21 protein-coding genes are annotated in these 20,603 nt (G+C 65.8%); 6 read left to right on the top strand and 15 right to left on the bottom strand.

All coding sequences use genetic code 11. The features are described from left to right. Nucleotides 1-66: 66 nt before the first annotated feature. The 7 genes from FIU86_RS07400 to FIU86_RS07375 all read right to left on the bottom strand — a co-directional run bounded on the left by FIU86_RS07400 (nt 67) and on the right by FIU86_RS07375 (nt 7,816). Complete coding sequence (locus FIU86_RS07400; RefSeq protein ID WP_152474494.1) at nt 67-1,329, bottom strand: hypothetical protein; 1,263 nt, start codon at nt 1,327-1,329, stop codon at nt 67-69. Between the two features lie 69 nt (nt 1,330-1,398). Continuing rightward, nucleotides 1,399-2,187, bottom strand: a complete 789-nt coding sequence (locus FIU86_RS07395; RefSeq protein ID WP_152474493.1) for a crotonase/enoyl-CoA hydratase family protein — start codon at nt 2,185-2,187, stop codon at nt 1,399-1,401. 63 nt (nt 2,188-2,250) lie between these two features. Then, nucleotides 2,251-3,105 carry a hydroxymethylglutaryl-CoA lyase gene (locus tag FIU86_RS07390; protein ID WP_152474492.1) on the bottom strand — a complete coding sequence of 285 codons (855 nt, stop codon included), beginning with the start codon at nt 3,103-3,105 and terminating at the stop codon, nt 2,251-2,253. Continuing rightward, nucleotides 3,098-3,781, bottom strand: a complete 684-nt coding sequence (locus FIU86_RS07385; RefSeq protein ID WP_152474491.1) for a glutathione S-transferase family protein — start codon at nt 3,779-3,781, stop codon at nt 3,098-3,100. Before FIU86_RS07385 ends, FIU86_RS07390 begins: the two co-directional genes overlap by 8 nt. Beyond that, on the bottom strand, nt 3,778-3,921 hold the full coding sequence (locus tag FIU86_RS22525) for a hypothetical protein (RefSeq protein WP_172977459.1): 144 nt from the start codon (nt 3,919-3,921) through the stop codon (nt 3,778-3,780). The genes FIU86_RS07385 and FIU86_RS22525 overlap by 4 nt, the downstream gene beginning before the upstream one ends. 218 nt (nt 3,922-4,139) lie before the next feature. Continuing rightward, nucleotides 4,140-6,089 (bottom strand): biotin carboxylase N-terminal domain-containing protein, encoded by a 1,950-nt coding sequence (locus FIU86_RS07380; RefSeq protein WP_152474490.1) that lies wholly within the window; start codon nt 6,087-6,089, stop codon nt 4,140-4,142. A gap of 122 nt (nt 6,090-6,211) precedes the next feature. After that, complete coding sequence (locus FIU86_RS07375; protein WP_152474489.1) at nt 6,212-7,816, bottom strand: carboxyl transferase domain-containing protein; 1,605 nt, start codon at nt 7,814-7,816, stop codon at nt 6,212-6,214. A gap of 170 nt (nt 7,817-7,986) precedes the next feature. On the opposite strand from FIU86_RS07375, the gene FIU86_RS07370 reads away from it, so the two are divergent. Beyond that, nucleotides 7,987-8,598 (top strand): OmpW family protein, encoded by a 612-nt coding sequence (locus FIU86_RS07370; protein WP_152474488.1) that lies wholly within the window; start codon nt 7,987-7,989, stop codon nt 8,596-8,598. Between the two features lie 80 nt (nt 8,599-8,678). On the opposite strand, the gene FIU86_RS07365 is transcribed toward FIU86_RS07370, so the two are convergent. The 5 genes from FIU86_RS07365 to FIU86_RS07345 all read right to left on the bottom strand — a co-directional run bounded on the left by FIU86_RS07365 (nt 8,679) and on the right by FIU86_RS07345 (nt 12,806). Further along, nucleotides 8,679-9,284, bottom strand: a complete 606-nt coding sequence (locus tag FIU86_RS07365; protein ID WP_152474487.1) for a hypothetical protein — start codon at nt 9,282-9,284, stop codon at nt 8,679-8,681. A gap of 2 nt (nt 9,285-9,286) precedes the next feature. Further along, complete coding sequence (locus tag FIU86_RS07360) at nt 9,287-9,763, bottom strand: lysozyme inhibitor LprI family protein (protein WP_152474486.1); 477 nt, start codon at nt 9,761-9,763, stop codon at nt 9,287-9,289. Continuing rightward, nucleotides 9,760-11,259 (bottom strand): AMP-binding protein, encoded by a 1,500-nt coding sequence (locus FIU86_RS07355; RefSeq protein WP_152477014.1) that lies wholly within the window; start codon nt 11,257-11,259, stop codon nt 9,760-9,762. The genes FIU86_RS07360 and FIU86_RS07355 overlap by 4 nt, the downstream gene beginning before the upstream one ends. A 70-nt stretch (nt 11,260-11,329) precedes the next feature. Further along, a complete protein-coding gene (locus FIU86_RS07350) occupies nt 11,330-11,638 on the bottom strand; it encodes a hypothetical protein (protein WP_152474485.1) in 309 nt (102 codons plus the stop codon). Nucleotides 11,639-11,642: 4 nt separating this feature from the next. Next, the gene (locus tag FIU86_RS07345) at nt 11,643-12,806 is read right to left on the bottom strand and encodes an isovaleryl-CoA dehydrogenase (protein WP_152474484.1); all 1,164 of its coding nucleotides are present in this window, start codon (nt 12,804-12,806) and stop codon (nt 11,643-11,645) included. 145 nt (nt 12,807-12,951) lie between these two features. Between FIU86_RS07345 and FIU86_RS07340 the strand changes: the two genes are divergently transcribed. Both FIU86_RS07340 and FIU86_RS07335 read left to right on the top strand, forming a co-directional pair. Continuing rightward, the gene (locus tag FIU86_RS07340) at nt 12,952-13,422 is read left to right on the top strand and encodes a pyridoxamine 5'-phosphate oxidase family protein (protein ID WP_152474483.1); all 471 of its coding nucleotides are present in this window, start codon (nt 12,952-12,954) and stop codon (nt 13,420-13,422) included. After that, entirely contained in the window at nt 13,422-13,901 is a 480-nt protein-coding gene (locus FIU86_RS07335; protein WP_152474482.1) for a CreA family protein, read from the top strand. Before FIU86_RS07340 ends, FIU86_RS07335 begins: the two co-directional genes overlap by 1 nt. Nucleotides 13,902-14,131: 230 nt before the next feature. Here the strand turns inward: FIU86_RS07335 and FIU86_RS07330 are convergent, their stop codons facing one another. Next, complete coding sequence (locus tag FIU86_RS07330; protein WP_152474481.1) at nt 14,132-15,331, bottom strand: DegT/DnrJ/EryC1/StrS aminotransferase family protein; 1,200 nt, start codon at nt 15,329-15,331, stop codon at nt 14,132-14,134. A gap of 85 nt (nt 15,332-15,416) precedes the next feature. After that, complete coding sequence (locus FIU86_RS07325) at nt 15,417-16,094, bottom strand: HAD-IA family hydrolase (RefSeq protein WP_152474480.1); 678 nt, start codon at nt 16,092-16,094, stop codon at nt 15,417-15,419. A gap of 147 nt (nt 16,095-16,241) precedes the next feature. Here FIU86_RS07325 and glmU point away from each other — a divergent pair, with 147 nt between their 5' ends. The 3 genes from glmU to FIU86_RS07310 are packed head-to-tail and all read left to right on the top strand — an operon-like array spanning nt 16,242 to nt 20,091. Continuing rightward, nucleotides 16,242-17,597 carry a bifunctional UDP-N-acetylglucosamine diphosphorylase/glucosamine-1-phosphate N-acetyltransferase GlmU gene (gene glmU, locus FIU86_RS07320; RefSeq protein WP_152474479.1) on the top strand — a complete coding sequence of 452 codons (1,356 nt, stop codon included), beginning with the start codon at nt 16,242-16,244 and terminating at the stop codon, nt 17,595-17,597. Continuing rightward, the gene (gene glmS / locus FIU86_RS07315) at nt 17,597-19,420 is read left to right on the top strand and encodes a glutamine--fructose-6-phosphate transaminase (isomerizing) (protein WP_152474478.1); all 1,824 of its coding nucleotides are present in this window, start codon (nt 17,597-17,599) and stop codon (nt 19,418-19,420) included. Before glmU ends, glmS begins: the two co-directional genes overlap by 1 nt. Then, nucleotides 19,417-20,091 (top strand): DNA alkylation repair protein, encoded by a 675-nt coding sequence (locus tag FIU86_RS07310; protein ID WP_152474477.1) that lies wholly within the window; start codon nt 19,417-19,419, stop codon nt 20,089-20,091. The genes glmS and FIU86_RS07310 overlap by 4 nt, the downstream gene beginning before the upstream one ends. 2 nt (nt 20,092-20,093) lie before the next feature. On the opposite strand, the gene FIU86_RS07305 is transcribed toward FIU86_RS07310, so the two are convergent. Further along, a complete protein-coding gene (locus tag FIU86_RS07305) occupies nt 20,094-20,591 on the bottom strand; it encodes a hypothetical protein (protein ID WP_152474476.1) in 498 nt (165 codons plus the stop codon). Between the last annotated feature and the right edge of the window lie 12 nt (nt 20,592-20,603).

The raw sequence follows: 20,603 nt of genomic DNA, 5'->3' as shown, positions 1-20,603 counted from the left end.
GCCGAATTGCGCCCGGTCACCCCGCCCGACAGGGGTTTCAACGCGCCGCAGCACGCCACGCCCGCCTCAGAACGTCAGCTTCAGACCGGCGATCAGCGTATGCGACTCCACCGACCTGTCGCCGGTGATCGTCGGCAGGATCAACGGCACGAAACCCGCGTTGTACATGTATTCCGCGCCCAGCGTGATATGCCGCGCGGCATCGTATTCCAAGCCAAGGATCACCTGCTCCATGCGCTCCCATTCCGCGCCATCGGCTCCCTGCACGCCCCGGCTGGCGGAAATCGACCAGGTGATCGGGTTGCCGGCCAGTTCGCGGTGCCACCGTGCCTGCAGCGTCGTCGCCTGCACGTGGTGCCCCGTCGCGGGCCAGTCATGCATCGAGCGCGTGAAACTCGCCTGCACGTCGAACCGCGGCCCGCTCCAGGTCAGGTTGACGTCCCACAGCTCGTTCCAGAACCGGTTGAGGCCCCGCCCCGGCGGGTGATGCGCGATGGCGCTGTCATAGATCGACCCGCGCAGGTACCCCGCCCCGATCGTCAAATCATGTTCCGGCGCCACCTCGAACCGGTGCGATCCGTTCAGCGCGACATTCGACAGCGCCCCGTCGTTTCTGGGGCTGCTGATCACCCTGTTCCCGCGATGCGCCGGGATCAGGGTAAAGCTCATCTCGGCCCGGTCCGTCACGTAGCCCAGCTCGATCACCGGGTCCTCGCTCTGCGCCCAGAAATAGTGGCTAGAATGGGTGTGCGTGAACGGCGCATAGCTGGCAAAATTCCCGAAACTCAACGTCTTGCGACCCACAGCGAGATAGAAGGGCGACCGGGTCAAATCCCCGAAAATCACCATGAACTTGCGCAGCTGGACATCGTCCTGCCCGGGATACTCCACCTCGGTGAACTCGCCCTGCACAAAGCCCGTCACCCATGGCAACGCCATCGTGGCACTGAGCGAGATCTCGTTGATCACGCCATAGCTGTCGGACCTGCCGCTGGTATGCGTGGGTGGCAGGCGCGACAGGATGGGAAACTTGCCGGGCGTGTCCGTGCGTTCGGAAATCTGCGTCGCAATCAGCCGCCCGCCGAAAGTCAGCGAGCCCTCGGGCACCTGGCCCTCGGCCCGCGCCCGCAGAATGCGCGCCACCTTGTTGGTCACGTCGTTCTGGCGGTCGAAAATTCTTTCAGAATAGCGCAGGTTCGTGCGCAGGCTGCCGTCGCCCGAGGTATAAAGCCCATCCTGCGCCGTCGCGGTCGTCGTGACCAACCACAAGAGCCCAAGCGCCAACGCCGCGCCTTCGATCGCCCCGATTGCCCGCAATACACGCCTCATGCCTGACCCCTTCTGACCGTCGGACCCAGAAAGCGGGAAAAGGAATGAGTTTTCGTTAAATTTTCCGGACTACCCGTCGCGTCTCCAAGGTGGCGTGTGCTTGTCGAAAAACGCCGCGATACCGGCCTGCGCCTCGTCGCCCGCCCAACAGGCGCTGAGCGCCTCGATCGTGTCCTCGATCACGTCCGCATCGATCTTCGGCCCCAGCCGACGCAACAGGCTCTTGGCCTGCGCCACGGCCTCGGGCGCACAGTCGAGATAGGGTGCAACCTCTTCCTCGATGGCCTGATCCAGCGCGTCCCCCGGCACGGCGCGGGCCAAAAGGTCCAGTCGAACCGCTTCGCCGGCATCGAACCGCCGCCCCGACATGAAAACCCGGCGCGCCTTGGCCTCGCCCATCCGCGCTGCAACATAAGGCCCGATCGTGGCCGGGATCAGCCCCAGCCGCGTCTCGGTCAGCGCCATCTGCACGCTGTCCGCGCCCACCGCCACGTCGCAGACCGAGATCATGCCCAGCCCGCCGCCGAACGCGTTGCCATGCACCCGCGCGATCAAGGGCTTGGGCAGCGTGTTCAGCGCCTGCAACATGTAGGCCAGCTTGCCCGCCTCCGCGGCACGCGTCTCCGGTTCGGCCTCGAACTGGTCGCGCATCCAGCCAAGATCCCCCCCGGCACAGAATGTCTTGCCTGTCGCGGCCATCACAACCACGCGCACACTCTCGTCCGCGCCCAGTTCCAAAGCGGCCTCGTGCAACTCCGCGATCATCCGCGCCGACAGTGCATTGTGCTTTTCGGCGCGATCCAGCCAAAGCGTCGCCACGCCGCGCGCATCCCGCTCGATCCTCACAGTTTCGTACATCCGTCCTCTCCCAGCGCCAAAATTCTTCCAAGAATTTTGACAAGAATTTTCGAAAAATTCTTGTCACCCGGCCCGCATCGCGCGCGCCATTTCCGCCGCCTGTTCCAGCACGTCCCGGTCCAGCCCCGTGTCGTATCCCAGCGACACCAGCCGGTCGTGCACCTTCTCGGTGGCCACGTTCCCCTTCGCCCCCGGCGCATAGGGACACCCCCCCAGGCCTCCGACGGCGGCGTCGAACACGCGCACCCCGTGTTCCAGCGACATCTCGATATTGTCGAGCGCCCGGCCTCCGGTGTCATGGTAGTGCCCCGCCAGCTTCTCCGCCGGCACCGCCTGCGTCACCGCCCGCAGCATGGCGTCGATGGTCTCCGGCGTGCCCTGCCCGATCGTGTCGCCCAAGCTGACCTCGTAGCAGCCCATCTCGAAAAGCCGCCCCGCCACCTCGGCCGCCTGATCCGGCGCAACGCGCCCATCATAAGGACAATCCGTCACGCAAGAGACGTAACCGCGCAAGGGCACGCCCACCTCCCGCGCCGCTTCGGCCACCGGGGCAAAGCGCTGCAGGCTCTCCTCGATCGTGGCGTTGATATTGGCCTTGGAAAACCCTTCCGAGGCAGACCCGAAAATCGCCACCTCGTTCGCCGCCGCCGCCATCGCGTCCTGAAAGCCGCGCATGTTGGGCGTCAGCGCGGCATAGCTCACCCCCGGCACGCGGGTGATCCCGGCCAGCACCTCGGCAGAGCCGGCCATCTGCGGCACCCATTTGGGGCTGACGAAACTCGCCACCTCGATCCGGCTAAACCCCGCGTAGCTCAGGCAGTCGATCAGCGCCACCTTCTCGGCCACCGGGATCTCGCGCGCCTCATTCTGCAACCCGTCGCGCGGGCCCACCTCGAAGATCTCGACCCGTTCAGCCACCCGTATCCTCCTCCGGCGCCGCATAGAACGCCTGTTCATAGATGAGCGACCCGCTCTCCTCGGGCAGCGCCGCCTGATAGGCCGCCCGCTCGGTCAGCCTTTCGTACCACTTCGCCGTCTCGGGAAACCCCTCCAGCGTCGCGAAATGCTGCGCCATGTAAACCGCCTGCCCCACGGCGATATCGCAGGCCGAATAGCCCCCCGTAAGCAGGTAGTCGCGGTTCTCCACCGGCGTGCTCAGCCGCGCCTCGATCGCGCCATAGCACTTGCGCAGCCGCGCCGCCTCCAGCCGCATCACCGTCGGCCTGCGCATGTGATCCTCGCGCAAAACGATATGCTGCTGGGTCAGGATCGTCACGTGCTGGCTGATGGTTTCCGCGAAATTGAGCCACACCAGATAGGCCATCCGGTCCATGTCGCCGGGCATCCGGCCCATCCCCCGCTCGGGGAACTTCTCGCACAGGTATTCCATCATCGCGCCCGATTCGAACATCCGCTCGCCCTCGATCTCCAGCGCGGGCACGCGCCCCGCCGGCGACAGGCTCAGGAACTCGGGCTGGCGCAGGCTCTTGTCGAACGCATAGGTCACCACGCGAAACTCGACGCCTTCCAACTCGTTCAGCAGCCACAACACCCGCATCGAGCGGCTTTGCGGCACATGGTGCAGGACAATCATGCCATCGCCTCCTTGATCAGCACCGGACGCGTCACTTGCGCCGCGGGGCAGGTTTGTATCCAGCCGCACCACGCCGACAGTGCGCGTCGTCCTGCCATCCTCTCCTCCGCGCCCGGCATCATGTCAAAATAGTCCAGCATCGGCCAAAGATGCCTCCGTGCCAGTTTCAATGCGCCGGCGCGCGCTCGCCTCCAACACGGAACTCCGGCCAAACGGGTGCAGCCGCATCAAAGCCTCCGCGCCCTCTCCAAAAGGATCACTCCTGTCAAAGTCATGCGCCCCCCCTTCGGCGCCAGCCCCATCCGCACGCCGCGCGTATAGACGCCGAAGCGACAGCCCGTCAGCCACAGTCCGTCCCTCACGCCGCCGCCTCCGCGTCCTCCTCCAGCCGGATCAGCGCGGCCCCGGCCTCGACCTGGCGGCCCGCATCGGCCAGCACCTCGGCCACCACCCCGTCGCGCGGCGCCAGCAGGGAATGCTCCATCTTCATCGCCTCCAGCACGGCCAACCGGTCGCCCTTGGCCACCTCCTGCCCGGCTTCGGCAAACACCGCCTTGACCATCCCCGGCATCGGCGCCTCGATCACGCTGGCGTCCCCTGCGGCAAACTCGCCCCGCTCCAGCGGATCGAGGATGTCGAACCCGATCCCGTACCCGGCAAAGACCGTCACCAGGTCACCCGTCACCGCCACATCCGGCGCCAGCGCCCCGTCCAGCTGCCAGCGTCCACCCACGCGCCGCGTCGCAACACTCCTGTCGCCAACCTCCACGTCATGCGCCTCCGCCGACAGGCTTTGCACTTTTGCCTGCACCTCCTCGCCCTCGCGCCGCAGCACAACGCTCCGCCGCAAAGGCTGCCACAGGGCAAAGCCCGTCTCCGACCCTCCGCCGTCCAACAAGCCCAAGCTCGCCAGTGCCGCCAGCGCCACCGTCGCGTCGCTGACCTCCGGCGGCGCACTCAACGCCTCCAGATCCCGCGCGATCAGCCCGGTATCAACCTCGCCACGGCCAAACCCCGCGTGCCGCGCCAGCGCCCCAAGGAACGCGAGGTTCGTCACCGTCCCCGCCACCTGCGTCGCCTCCAGCGCGGCACCCAGCCGCAGCAGCGCCACCGCCCGTGTCGGCCCATGCGTCGTCAGCTTGGCGATCATCGGGTCGTAATGCGGGCTGATCTCATCGCCGGCCCGAACCCCGGTATCCGCCCGCGCGCCCTCGGGAAACAGCAGATGCCGCAGCCGCCCCGTGGCAGGCAGAAACCCTTTCGGCACATCCTCCGCATAGAGCCGCGCCTCGAATGCATGCCCGTCGATGCCGAGCTCCTCTTGCCGCTTCGGCAAACCTTCACCGGCGGCCACCCGCAATTGCCACTCCACAAGATCCACCCCGGTGATCTCCTCGGTGACGGGATGTTCCACCTGCAACCGCGTGTTCATCTCCATGAACCAGAAGCCATCCGTGCGCAGCCCATCCGCGCCGTCCACGATGAACTCCACCGTCCCCGCCCCGGCATAACCGATCGCCTCCGCCGCACGCACGGCAGCCGCGCCCATCGCCGCGCGCACCTCCTCGGTCATCCCCGGCGCCGGCGCTTCCTCGATCACCTTCTGATGCCGCCGCTGCAACGAACAATCCCGCTCGAAAAGATGCACGGCGCTCTGCCCGTCGCCAAAGACCTGCACCTCGATATGCCGCGGCTGCTGGATATACTTCTCGATCAGAACCGCTTCGTTGCCGAATGCCGTCTTCGCCTCGGCTCTGGCACTCTCCAGCGCCTCGGCAAAACGCTTGGGTTCCTCGACCAGCCGCATCCCCTTGCCGCCGCCGCCCGCCACGGCCTTGATCAGCACCGGATAGCCGATCTCCCCGGCCTTCCCGGCCAGAAATTCCGGGTCCTGCTCCGCACCATGATAGCCCGGCACCACCGGCACCCCGGCCTCGTGCATCAGCGCCTTGGCCGCATCCTTCAGCCCCATCGCCCTTATCGCCTTGGCCGACGGCCCGACAAAGACCAGCCCCGCCGCCTCGACCGCCTCCACGAAATCCGGGTTCTCGCTCAGAAAGCCATAGCCCGGATGGATCGCCTGCGCCTCGCTCTCCTGCGCCGCCGCGATGATTTTCGCCCCGTCAAGGTAACTCTCCGCCGGCGCCGCCCCGCCGATATGCACGGCCGCATCCGCTAGCGCCACATGCCGCGCCGCCCGGTCGGCATCGGAATAGACCGCAACACAGCGCACCCCCATGGCCCGCGCCGTCTCCATCACCCGGCAGGCAATCTCGCCCCGGTTGGCAATCAGGATCGTGTCAAACATGGCTCCTGCCTCCGTCACATCCGGGCCCGGATGCGCATCCGCGCTCCACGCCCACATTCATCGTTCCCAAAATACTCAAACTCCGACGCCGCCACACGCGCGCCGCCCGACCCCCGTGCGCCTCACATCCGAAAGAGGCCAAACCGCGTCTCCTCCACCGGCGCATTCAGCGCCGCCCGCAAGCTCAGCGACAGGACCTGCCGCGATTTTCGCGGATCGATGATCCCGTCATCCCAAAGCCGGGCCGAGGCATAAAGCGGGTGACTCTGCTCCTCGAACATCTCGATCGTCGGCTGCTTGAACGCCGCCTCCTCCTCGGCGCTCCACGTGCCGCCCTTGCGCTCGATCGCGTCGCGCTTCACCGTGGCGAGCACCCCCGCAGCCTGCGCCCCGCCCATCACGGAAATCCGTGAATTCGGCCAGGTCCACAGGAACCGCGGCTGATAGGCCCGCCCCGCCATGCCGTAATTCCCGGCCCCGAACGAGCCGCCTACCAGCATCGTCACCTTGGGCACAGACGTCGTCGCAACCGCCGTCACCATCTTGGCCCCGTGCCGCGCGATCCCTTCGTTTTCGTACCGCCGGCCCACCATGAACCCGGTGATATTCTGCAAGAACACCAGCGGCACCTTGCGCTGGCTGCACAGCTCGATGAAATGCGCGCCTTTCTGGGCGGCTTCGGAAAACAGCACGCCGTTGTTGGCGACAATCCCAACCGGGCACCCCTCCACATGGGCAAACCCCGTGACCAGCGTCTCCCCGAACCGCGCCTTGAACTCGTCGAAGCGGCTGCCATCCACCAGCCGCGCGATCACTTCGCGAATATCATACGGCGTGCGCAGATCCCCCGGCACCACGCCCAAAATCTCCTCGGGGTCATAGGCCGGCTCCACCGGCGCCTCCATCCGTAGGGTGGGTGACACCCCACCACCTAACGACCCTACAGCCCGCCGCGCCAAGGCCAGCGCGTGCGCATCATCCTCCGCAAGGTAATCCGCCACGCCGCTCAGCCGCGTGTGCACATCGCCCCCGCCCAGATCCTCGGCGGTCACGTCCTCGCCCGTGGCCGCTTTCACCAGCGGCGGCCCGGCCAGGAAAATCGTCCCCTGGTCCCGCACGATGATGGTCACGTCGCTCATCGCCGGCACATACGCCCCGCCGGCGGTACACGACCCCATCACCACGGCCACCTGCGCGATTCCCTTCGCGCTCATCCGCGCCTGGTTGTAGAAGATCCGCCCGAAATGATCCCGGTCCGGAAACACCTCGTCCTGGTTCGGCAGGTTCGCCCCGCCCGAATCCACAAGGTAGATGCAGGGCAGCCGGCATTCCTCGGCAATCTCCTGCGCCCGCAGGTGCTTTTTCACCGTCATCGGGTAATAGGTGCCGCCCTTCACCGTCGCGTCGTTGCACACCACCATGCAGTCACGCCCCCGCACGCGCCCCAAGCCCGCGATCACCCCGGCACAGGGCGCCGCCCCGTCATACAACCCATGCGCCGCCACCGCGCCCACCTCCAGGAACGGGCTGCCCGGGTCCAGCAGGTTCGCCACCCGTTCGCGGGGCGGCATCTTGCCCCGGCTCTTGTGGCGCTCCCGCGCGGCCTCGCCGCCACCTTCAGCCGCCGCGCGCGCGGCCTCCTCGACAACAGCCAGCGCCTCCAGATGCGCCTTACGGTTGGCCTGGAACTCTGCCGATCCGGTCAGAATCTTAGAGGAAATTTTCATCCCTCCACTCCTTTCGCATTCATATTTCGCAGCCGCGCCGCCACCGCACCGCGTGCCCCGGTGACATTTCCGCAACAGTTCGCGCCTTCGACGCGATTTTGACCTGCATCAAAGCGGTTTAGACCCGCCCACGTCATCTTCCGCTCAAACAACTCAGAAGTGGAAAGACCATGAAACACCTCACCGCCCTCGCACTTGCAGCCCTCGTCGCCGGCGGCGCTCCGGCCCTCGCGCAGGAGCGCGGCGACATAACTTTCGGGATCGGCCTTGCCGGCGTCATCCCCGAAAGCGGCAACGGCGTTCTCGCCGGTCCGACGCCCATCGACGTCGACAACGGTTACTCGCTGTCGCTCACCGGCGAATACTTCATCGCCGACAACCTCGGGATCGAGCTTCTGGCCGCCTGGCCCTTCGCCCATGACATCGACTCCGGCGGCGCCAAGATTGGCGAGGTCAAGCACCTGCCGCCGACCCTCTCGCTGCAATATCACTTCACCAATCAGTCGAAGATCACGCCTTTCATCGGCGCGGGCATCAACTACACAACCTTTACCGAGGACAAGGCCGTTGGCCCGCTCGCCGGCAACAGCCTTGACCTCGACGACAGCTGGGGCCTCGCGCTCCATGCCGGCCTTGACTACAAGGTCTCGGACAAAGGCGCGCTGCGCACGGATGTGCGCTGGATCAACATCGAAAGCGACGTGAAACTCAACGGCGTGAACATCGGCAAGGCCAAGATTAACCCGTGGGTCTTTGGCGTGTCCTACGTCCACACGTTCTGAACAGTCCCGGCGAACCCGGACACAGGCGGGGCGGGCCTTCGGGCCGGCCCCGTTTTCGTATGTGGCCTGCGCGACTGGCGTCATTCTTCCGGCCTCAACCTGGGGCGCACCGGGTCCGGCGCGGCGATCCAGCCCGCCTCGAACGCAGGCGGCACCATGTCCTGATGCCGCGCAACCTGCCACGCGATCACCGCCGCGCGCAGCCGCCCGTTGGCCTCGCGCGCCCGGCACCACATCTCCATCCGGGGGCTATGCCCGGCACAATCCCGTCCAGCCGACATGCCATGCGCCAAGTGGAAGAGTTGCTCATAAAGCACTTTCGAAAAAGGCTTTTCTGCCTCCCTGCCGTCCGCGTTGTCCGGCTCCGGTAACTCGGTCAGCACCCGCGCCCGCCAGATATCCTGCTCCACCGCCAGCGCCTTCTGACAGCCCAGCGGCTCCTCCGAGCGGTCGCAGATCACGATCCCGATCGTGCCGCAAAACTCCACCCCGCTCACATTGGCCAGCGGGTAGCCCGCCTTCTCCGCCGGGGTCGGCGCAAAGGCGTCGACCGCCTGCTCATAGCGCAGGATCTCACCGCGCAGGCAGGCCTCGAAATCCGGCAGCGGCGCGTCTTCGGCCAGCGCCATGGCGGGCCACAGGGCCACCTGCGCCAGCAGCAGGGTCAGGTTGCGCCGCCACGTCATACCTACAGACCTCCGCGCATATCGCGCAGTTCCAGCGACCGCTGCGCCGTCATCCGCATCAGGCAGAACGCCGCCGCGACCGACCGGATCGTGCCGCCCCGGTTGCGCTCATAGGCCAGGCTGCATTCGGCGTCGCGAAAGGCGATCCAGGCCCGCTGCGCCGTCAAAAGCGCCTCGGACACAGGCGGTTGACCGGAATCGAACTGATCCACCTGCGCCCGTGTCGCCTTGTATTCCCGGTTCAGAAACCTGTCCCACACCGCCGTCTCGGCTTGCAGACACCCGACGATGCCGATGGTCGAGGACCCGCCCGGCTGCGTCTGGCACTGGTTGGAGGCATCGCCCACGCAACCCGGCACGCCCGCATCCCGCGGGGCGCTGTCGAAACACGCCGCGACCGTGTTCTCGTTCACGCTCAGGTCCTGCGCCTGCGCGGCGCCTGCCGCTATCAGGACAATCGCAATACTGCGTCCAATCATGCCTCTCCCTCCGTTTCCGCCACGGCGCGCGCCTTCAACTCCTTGCGGATCACCTTGCCAGTGACAGTCATCGGCAGCGCGTCCAGGAACGTCACTTCGCGGGGATAAGAATACCCCGCAAGCCGTTCCTTAACATGATTTTTCAGCGCTTCGGCCAAGGCCTCATCCGCCGTCACACCAGACCGTACCACCACATAGGCCTTCACGATCTCCGTGCGCAGGGCGTCGGGTTTGCCCACCACGCCCACCGTCGCCACCGCATCATGCATGAGCAGGCAATCCTCGATCTCCGCCGGCCCGATCCGGTAGCCGGAACTGGTGATCACATCATCCTCGCGCCCCACAAAGCGCAGGAACTCCCCGTCCCAAACGCCCCGGTCCCCGGTCAGCATCCAGTCGCCCCGGAACTTCTCCGCCGTCTGCTTGGGCCGGTTCCAGTATTCCAGCATCATGCTGGCCGATCCGCGCTTGACCGCGACATCGCCCTCTTCCTGCGTTGGCTGGCCGTCGCGATCCAGCACCGCCACCTGGTGCCCCGGCACCACCTTCCCGATGCAGCCCGGCTTCGGGTCGAACAGGCTTTGACAGGAACTGGCCACGAGATTGCACTCGGTCTGCCCGTAAAACTCGTTGATGGTCAGGCCGAACGCCTGCTGCCCCCAATCCAGCATCTCTGCGCCCAAAGGCTCGCCCCCGCTCGCAACCGTGCGAAGCCCGTCGATCCGGGCATCGGCCGCCTTCAGCATACGCAAGGCGGTGGGTGGGAAAAAAATATTCCGAACAGCACCTTGCTGGATGATGCTCACGCATTCATCGACACTGAATTTCGGTAATCTCGCAGCCACCACAGGCACGCCCAGGCAAAGCCCCGGCATCAGGATATTGAACAGCCCGCCAATCCACGCCCAGTCAGCGGGCGTCCACAGGCAATCTCCTTCGTGCTGTCCCAGAAAATCATGCGGCATCTCCACCCCCGGCAAATGCCCCGTCAGCACCCGATGCCCGTGCAGCGCGCCCTTGGGGCTGCCGGTCGTGCCACTGGTATAGATCAAAACGGCGGGGTCCTCGGGCCCGGTCTCCGCGGTCTCGAAGGTCCCCGCATCGGGCAAGTCCGCCTGCTCCGGCACAAAGGCCTCTACCTCCGGCAAAACGGAAAGCATATCAATACCTTCCGCATCCGTGATCACGATCTCCGCGCCCGCATCCCGAACCCGGCTGGTCAGCGCGTCCTCGCGAAAGAGCTTGAAAAGCGGGATCGACACCGCCCCGATCTTCCAGATCGCGATATGCGCGGCGGCGCACCATCCCCCTTGGCTGCGCAGCACGCCCACCCGGTCACCCCGCGCCACGCCTTTCGCTTCCAGCACATGCGCCAGCCGGTCCGCCATGTCGCGCAGGTCGCCATAGCTCAAGCCCCGACCCATCTCCGCCAGATCCTTGATCGCCACCCGATCCGGCTCGGCATCGGACCAGTCATCACAAACCTGCACCGCCATGTTCAGCCTCGCCGGAAGGCGCCAGGAAAACGTGCCCTTCAACGCATCATAATCTTTATGCTGCAGCACCTTACACGCCTCCCTTCACCTCTTTCCGGTCGGTCACATCGCCGAACCGGTCGATGAAATACTCCACTCTGCCGCCGTCCGCGCCCGCACAGGTCACCACCAGCCACAGCCCCGCCGACTGCGCCGGTGTCGCGTGGCAATCGGTCCGCGCGGCCCCGGTCTCGGCCACGTAGCGATCCGCCACCGCCTCGATCACCGCCGTCTCTGTCGTCGTCACGGACCGTCCGCCCAGCAAGAGCGCGACGACCGCGCCAAGGCAGACCAACGCCAGAAGCGGGATGAAAAACCACGGAGCGCGCCCGAACCGCATTGATCTAGCCCATCGCCCCCATCAACTCGCGCCCGATCAGCATCCGCCTGATCTCGGACGTGCCCGCCCCGATCTCCATCAGCTTGGCATCTCGGAAAATCCGCGCCACGGCCGCATCGTTCAAAAACCCGGCGCCGCCCATCGCCTGCACCGCCTGGTGCGCCTGCACCATCGCCTGTTCGCTGGCGTAAAGACAGCAGGCCGCCGCGTCCTGCCGCGTCACCTCGCCCCGGTCGCACGCTTTGGCCACCTCGTAGACATAGGCCCGGGCCGAGTTCATCGCCGTGTACATGTCGGCGATCTTGCCCTGCATCAGCTGGAAATTCCCGATGGGCTGCCCGAACTGCTTGCGCTCGGCCATGTAGGGCATGATCTCGTCCAGGCAGGCCGCCATGATCCCAAGGCCGATCCCCGCCAGCACCACGCGCTCGTAGTCAAGGCCCGACATCAGCACCTTAACGCCGCGGCCTTCCTCGCCCAGCACATTCTCGAACGGCACTTCCACGTCCTCGAAGATCAGCTCGGCAGTATTGCTGCCGCGCATTCCCAGCTTGTCGAAATGCGCGCTGGTCGTGAACCCGGTCATCGCCTTCTCGATCAGGAACGCGGTGATTCCCTTGGCCCCGGCCTCGGGCTCGGTCTTGGCATAGACCACCAGCGTATCGGCATCCGGCCCGTTGGTGATCCAGTACTTGTTGCCGTTCAGGCGATAGTGATCGTTGCGCTTTTCGGCTTTCAGGCTCATCGACACCACGTCGCTGCCCGCGCCCGCCTCGGACATGGCCAGCGCCCCCACATGCTCACCCGAAATCAGCCCCGGCAGGTACTTCGCCCGCTGTTCATCGCTGCCGTTCAGCTTGATCTGGTTCACACACAGGTTGGAATGCGCGCCATAGGACAGCGACACGCTGGCCGAGGCCCGCGCCACCTCCTCCACCGCGACCACATGCGCAAGGTATCCCATCCCGACGCCGCCATGCTCCTCCGGCACGGTGATTCCCAACAGGCCCAGCTCGCCCATCTCGGTCCATAGCTCGGAGGGAAAGTCGTTCGTCCGGTCGATCTCGGCCGCCAGCGGCTTCACCCGCTCTTGTGCCCAACGATGCACCATGTCGCGCAGGGCATGCACGTCCTCGCCCAGGTCGAACTTCATCACCGCGTCGAACATCCTCACCCCTCCTGGAATTTATTGAACACTTGTTCATTTATAGGCTCACCCCGGAACGCCGTCAATCCCGCCGCGCCGATCCGGAACCGATTCCGCGCACCACGTGTTGGCACACTGACACCCAGTTTAGCAAAGGAGACACCCGATGTCCGATGATCTGAAAGCAACCCTGTGGAAACGCCTTGACAGCCTTCAGGCCGGCATGCTGTCCACCGCCGGCGCGCCGCCGCGCCCCATGGCGCCCACGATCACCGGCGAGGACGACGCGATCTGGTTCGTCACCGCCAAGGGCACCGATATCGCCGCCGCCGCGGTCGAAAAAGAGAACTGCAAGTTCATCGCTGCCTGCCCCAGCGCGCAGCTCTATGCCGATATCGACGGCGCGCTCTCGGTCGAGACCAGCGAAGCCAAGCTGGATGAGATCTGGTCGCCCATGGCCGCCGTCTGGTTCGAGGATGGCCGTCAGGACGACGACATCGTGCTGGTCTGCATGCGCCCCAAGAAAGCGGTCGTCTGGGCCACCGACGGCAACGCCAAGTCGCTGTTCGAATTCGCCCGCGCCTCGCTCTCGGGCGACACGCCCGATGTTGGCACCCACGGCACGGTCACGTTCTGATGCGCCGCGCAGTTCTCGGGGTCGCTCTGGTGGCGACCCCCATGATCTCGCCCGCCAGTGCTGAGCAGGTGGGCGAGATCGGCGTCGATTGGGCCGGCAACGACATCGTCGTCGAGGCGATCGAAGACCCCGAGGTCACGGGCGTCACCTGCCACCTCGCCTATTTCGAGCGGGGTCTTATCGACCGGCTGGCCAATGGCAACTGGTTCGAGGACCCCTCCAACAGCGCCATCGAATGCCAGCAAACCGGCCCAATCGTTCTCGGCGACATCGTCCGCTCCGAAGATGGCGAAGACGTGTTTCGCGCCAGCCGCTCGATCATCTTCAAGACCCTGCGTGTGAAACGCATTTACGATTCCAAACGACACACGCTGGTCTACATTTCCCACGGTCGCGAACTGTCTCAAGGCTCCGCCAAGGTCTCTATCTCCACAGTTCCGATTTCTCCCGACAGCCGCCCCGACCCCGCGCCCGACTGAGCTCGCAACCACCATCCGGCCCCGCGCCTCAAGCCCGCTTTCACTGTTCCAAAAATACTCAAGATCCAACCCTCGCCTTCGCGCCGCCCGCCCGCCATTTCCGGGACTCCCCCCCCGCGCGGTGCTTTCATCCGAACCGCTCGAAAATTGCACCGACGTCATGCAGTCGAACTTACCGACGCGATACCGACGGGGTTTTCAGGCCCCGATTCGCGATTAACCCTCCCGCCTTACGACGCGGCGGCCTGCTGCACCGCCCCCACTTCCGCCCGGATGATCCGCGCGATCAGTGCGCAATCATCCAGGGTGAACGTCAATGGCAGGCGCATGTCCAAGATACCTTTCAGCACGCGGTCACTTGCTGGCATCGGCACGCTCGGCGCATAGCGCCAGCTGTCGTACCGGCTGGTGAACCCCACCGGCTCCGCGCCGCCGAACCACTTCAATTCGACGCCGCGTTTCCCGCACCGTTCGACGACCTCCGCGATGGCCGCATCGGTCCAGTCCAGCAGCAAAAACTGGATCGACGATCCCACGTAGCGCTCGGCTTCGGGACGCTCCACGATCCTCAGCCCCGGCGTGCCGCGCAGCCCGTCCTCGACCGCCGCGTAGCGCGCGTTCCACTTGGCGCACTGCACATCCAAGTCCTTGAGTTGGGGGCGTAAAATCGCCGCGCGCAAGTGGTCCATCCGGCCCGAGATATTGGGCGTGTCGTACTTGAACTTCTCGAACGCCTCCTCCGGCGGCACCGTCCCGTGCCGACCATACAGCATGTAGGAGCCCGACAGCATCGCCGCCTTCGCCATGACGTCCGCATCGTCGGTCACCAGCAGCCCCCCCTCACCCGAATTCATGTGCTTGTAGGTCTGCGTCGAATAGCACCCGATCAGCCCATGCCGTCCCGACGGCACACCGTTCCACGCGGCCCCCATCGTATGGGCGCAATCCTCCACGATGGTGATCCCGTGGTCGCAGGCGATCTCCACCAAGCGGTCCATGTCGCACAGATGCCCGCGCATGTGGCTCAGCATCAGGATGCGCGCCTCGTCCGCCTTGTTAACCAAGTCTTCAAGGTCGATGGTCAGGCTTTCCGTCACGCCGACGAACACTGGCACAGCCCCGACAGAGGCAATCGCCCCCGGCACCGGCGCGAGGGTGAAAGCATTCGTTAACACTTTTTCGCCAGGCTGGACCCCAAGCGCCCGCAATGCCGTGGCCATCGCATACCCGCCCGAGGCAACAGCCAGCGCATATCTGGCGCCCGTGTAAGCGGCGAATTCCTGCTCCAGCAGGCCCACCTCGCCCACCTCTCCGGGCGACAGGTTATACCGATGCAACCGCCCGCTCTGCATCACCTCCATCGCGGCGCGAATCCCCTCTTCGGGGATCGGCTCCTGCTGGGTGAAACTGCGTGTGAAAACCTCGCTCATGGTCTTTTATTGCGGCCCCGCGCGGCGCAGGTCAACGCCCAAGCGCATCGCCCGCAGCGCCATTTCGCTTTCCCGAAAGCCGCTTTCAGGCGAAGAGCCTTTGCACCACGCCCTGCAACTCGTCGAAATGGTCGATCGTGGCCTCGGGCCCAAGATCGCGCACGTCGTGGTCGCCCGGCCCGAACGTCACCAGCACCGACGGCACCCCCGCCGCCCGCGACGTCTCGCGGTCCGTTACCGTGTCCCCCACCAGCAGGCACCGCGCTGGCTCGCCGCCCACCCGCCGCACCACTTCGCGCAGCGGCTCCGGATCGGGCTTGCGCACGGCCAGTGTGTCGGCCCCCACCAACGCGCCGAACCGGTCCAGCACGCCCAGCGACGTCATCAGCTTCAGAGCCAGCGCCTCGGGTTTGTTGGTACAAATCGCCACCGGATGCCCCGCCAGCCGCAGGTTCTCCACCGCGTCCATCGCCCCGGGATAGAACACCGTATGCGTGTCGATGGCCTCGCCATAAGCCTCTAGCAAGATTGGATATTGCCGGTCGATCTCGGCAATATCATCCGCCCGCCCCAGCCGCGTCATTCCAAGTGTCAGCATCGCCCGCCCGCCGCGCAGCGCTGTACCGGCATCCGCCACCGGGTCCAGCAGGTCGCCCTCGCCCATCCCCCGGAAACAGGCATTGGCCGCGGCAATCAGATCCCCACTCGTATCCGCCAGTGTCCCGTCCAGATCAAACACCACCGTGCCCGGCCCATCACCCATATCACTCTTCCCTCTTGTCATCTTGCAACGGTTGGCGCATTTCCGCCCGTCCCTGTCACATCCCGCAATCATCTTTGATACGGCCCAGCCTTGCACGGCTTGCGCAACCGGATAAAACGGGCGCGTCAGGAAGGAAAGAGAAACCATATGAGCATCAGCCTGATCGTACTGGCCGCGGGCCAGGGCACTCGCATGAAATCGGACCTGCCCAAGGTGCTGCACCAGATTGCCGGCGCGCCGATGCTGGTCCATGCATTGCAGGCCGGATCGGCCCTGTCTCCCGACCGCACCGTTGTCGTCACCGGCCACGGGTCCGAAGCCGTTGCGGCGGCGGCGCACGACCATGACCCCGACATCCTGACCGCTCACCAAGCCACGCAGGACGGCACCGGCCACGCTGTAGCGCAGGCCGAGCCCGCGCTTGCAGGCTACGAGGGCGACGCCATCGTGCTCTACGGCGACACGCCCTTCATCTCCGAGGACACGCTGCACCGCATGGTCGCGGCCCGCGCCCAGCATGACCTCGTCGTACTGGGCTTCGAGGCCGCAGATCCCGGGCGCTATGGCCGACTGGTCATGTCCGGCGACACCCTTGAAAAGATTGTCGAATTCAAGGATGCGGACGAGACGACCCGTGCCATAACCTTCTGCAATTCCGGCGTCATCGCCGCCTCCGCGCCCGTGCTCTTCGACCTCATCCGCGCCGTCACCAACGACAACGCGGCGGGCGAATACTACCTGACCGACATCGTCGCCATCGCCCGCGACCGGGGCCTCTCGGCCACCGCCATCGCCTGCCCAGAGGCCGAAACTATGGGCATCAACTCCCGTGCCGAACTGGCAGTGGCCGAGGCCGCCTTCCAGACCCGCGCCCGCGCCACGGCGCTCGACGATGGCATCACCCTCACGGCCCCCGAGACAGTGCACTTCGCCTACGACACCGTGCTGGGCCGCGACACGATCGTGGAACCCAACGTCGTCTTTGGCCCCGGCGTCACCGTCGAATCCGGCGCGCATATCAAGGCGTTCTCACACCTTGAAGGCTGCCACGTCTCGCGCGGCGCCGTCGTCGGCCCCTATGCCCGCCTGCGCCCCGGCGCGGAACTGGCCGAGGACACCCGCATCGGCAATTTCGTCGAGGTGAAGAACGCACAGATCGGCGAAGGCGCCAAGGTCAACCATCTCAGCTACGTGGGCGACGCCTCGGTCGGCGAGGCCAGCAATATCGGCGCGGGCACGATCACTTGCAACTATGACGGCGTGATGAAACACCGCACCGAGATCGGCGCGCGCGTCTTCGTGGGGTCCAACACCATGCTGGTCGCCCCCGTCAAACTGGGCGACGAATCCATGACCGGCTCCGGTTCGGTCATCACCAGCGACGTCCCCGACGGCGCGCTCGCCATCGCCCGCAGCCCGCAGGCCAACAAACCGGGCATGGCCCGCAAATTGTTCGAAATGCTAAAGTCCAAACGGGCCAAGCAAGCGAAAGAGGCAAGATAATGTGTGGAATTGTAGGGGTCCTTGGCAAGCACGAGGCCGCGCCCATCCTTGTCGAGGCGCTCAAACGGCTCGAATATCGCGGCTATGACAGCGCCGGGATCGCCACGATCAACGGCAAACAGCTTGATCGGCGCCGCGCCGTCGGCAAGCTGGTGAACCTGTCTGACCTGCTGGTGCACGAGCCCCTGCGCGGCAAGTCCGGCATCGGCCACACCCGCTGGGCCACGCACGGCGCGCCCAACACCGTAAACGCCCACCCGCACAAGGCCGGCCCGGTGGCCGTGGTCCATAACGGCATCATCGAGAATTTCCGCGAGCTGCGCAGCGAACTGTCCGCCGCCGGGCTGGCGCATGAGACCGACACCGATACCGAAACCGTGGCGATGCTGGTCCATCACCTGATGGAACAGGGCCAAAGCCCCGTCGAGGCCGCCAAATCCGCCATCGCCCGGCTCGAAGGCGCCTATGCGCTCGGCTTTCTCTTCGATGGCGAGGATGACCTGATCGTCGCCGCCCGCAAGGGCAGCCCGCTGGCCATCGGCCACGGCGATGGCGAGATGTACGTGGGCTCCGACGCCATCGCGCTCGCCCCCCTCACCGACCGGATCACCTATCTCGAGGAAGGCGACATCGCGGTCGTGACGCGCACGACGCTCGACATCCTCGACGCCCACGGCAACCGCGCCAACCGCGCCGTCCGCACCATCCAGATCGACAGCACCAACGTCGACAAGGGCGGGCACAAGCACTTCATGGCCAAGGAAATCGCCGAGCAGCCCGCCGTGATCGGCGACACACTGCGCCACTACCTGTCCGAGGCCGGGGGCGGCCTGAGCCTGCCCCAACCGGAAATGGACTTCAGCCAGTATGACCGCCTGACCATGGTGGCCTGCGGCACGGCCTATTACGCCTGCCTGACCGCGAAATACTGGTTCGAGCAACTGGCCGGCCTGCCCGTCGACGTCGATATCGCGTCCGAATTCCGCTACCGCGAACCGCCCATCCCCGGGCGTACCGGCGCCATCTTCGTCAGCCAGTCGGGCGAAACCGCCGACACGCTCGCCGCCTTGCGCTACTGCGAAGGCCGGGCCGCCAAGATCCTGTCGATCATCAACGTCCCCGAAAGCTCTATCGCCCGCGAAAGCGACCTCGCCCTGCCGATCCATGCGGGCGTCGAAATCGGAGTCGCGTCGACCAAGGCGTTCACTTGTCAGCTGACTGTGCTTTTGCTGATGGCGCTCAAGGCCGCCTCCGACCGCGAAACGCTCGACCCCGCGCGCATCTCGGACCTGCTGTCGCATCTGCGCGGTCTGCCCTCGACCATCAACAACACGCTGGAACTGAACGCCGATTTTTACAAGGCCGCCAACCGGCTGGCCACGGCCGACAACGCGCTCTTCCTCGGGCGGGGCGTCATGTACCCGCTGGCCCTCGAAGGGGCACTGAAACTCAAGGAAATCAGCTACATCCACGCCGAGGCCTACGCCTCGGGCGAACTCAAACACGGCCCAATCGCGCTCATCGACAAGAAGATGCCGGTCATCGTCATGGCCCCTTGCGACGCGCTTTTCGACAAGACCGTGTCGAACATGCAGGAGGTCATGGCCCGTGGCGGCAAGGTGGTCCTGATCACCGACGCGCCCGGCGCCGAGGCAGCCGCCGACGACACCTGGATGACGCTGGTCCTACCCCAGGTCGACCCGGTCCTGTCGCCCATCCTCTACGCCGTACCCGCACAGCTTCTGGCCTATCATACCGCCGTCGCCAAGGGCACCGACGTGGACCAGCCGCGCAACCTCGCCAAGTCCGTGACCGTGGAATGACGCTCGACGACGCGCTTGAACAACTGCGGGCGCACGCCGAACCCGGCCGCGCCGAAGGCATGGCCGACTACCACAAGGTGCCCCGCGACTATCTTGGTGTGCCCAACCCGGCGATCAACGATCTGACGACCGAATGGCGCCGCACGCTCAGCGTCGAGGAGCGTGTCGCGCTGGCCGACGCACTCTGGCGCACGAACATCTTCGAGGCCCGCCTCGCCGCCGCCAAACTGCTGACGCAGGCCCGGATCACGCCCGACGATGCCGTCTGGGCGCTGATCACCGCGTGGCTGCCCGACCTCGACAGCTGGGCCATTGCCGATCACGCCATGACGGCGGGGCAGCGGCGGCTGATGCCCGACCTCACCCGCATGGACGAGGTCGAGACCTGGACCACCTCCGACAGCCACTGGATCCGGCGCGCCGCGATGATCGTCACCCTGCCGCTCGCCAAGCTCAACAACCTCAAACCAACGGAGGCCGCCGCCCGCGAACGCGTGCTGGGCTGGGCTGCCGGATACGTGCAGGACAGCGAGTGGTTCATCCAGAAATCTGTCGCATGGTGGCTGCGCGATCTGTCCAAGCATGACCCGGACCGCGTGCGCGCCTTCATGGCCGCAAACGGCCGCCACATGAAGCCATTTGCCCGCAAGGAAGCCGAGAAGTTCCTGTAAATTCAGCCGCCTGTCGCGAAAACTCGCACTTCGGGCAGCCCCGTCAGATCCGCCTCCAGGAGCCGCATCGCCGCCAGCGACAACTGGCTGCCCGATCCCGGCTCGGCGTCCAGCGGGATCAAGTCCACCGCCACAGTGGTGCCCTTCGCGGGGTATTCCACGCGGCCCTTGCCAGGGCTGTCGACCAGCGGCGTCTTCATCCAGATCCCCGAATCCGCCGCCGCACCCAGTGACGCAACCGTCGTTCCGAGGTCCCGATCGCCACCGCCACTCTGCGCAGCTTGCACCGCTGCCGCACGCTCTTCCTCGGTCGTCGTATCGAACTCGTCGGCGGTCCGCGCATTGGCCGGCGGGGCGACGCCCGCGGTCTGCACTTCCGCCTCGGCTTCGGTGCTTTGGGGCGCGGGGTCAGGCGGCGGCGCCTGCTGCTGCATGGTGGGCAACATATCACAGGCCGACAGGCCGACGGTACAGGCCAAAAGGCTTACAAATCGTTTCATACGCTCACCTTA

The organism is Roseovarius sp. THAF9, assembly GCF_009363715.1.
In the GTDB taxonomy this organism is placed as follows: Bacteria; Pseudomonadota; Alphaproteobacteria; order Rhodobacterales; family Rhodobacteraceae; genus Roseovarius.
This window is presented reverse-complemented; position numbering and strand designations above follow the sequence as displayed.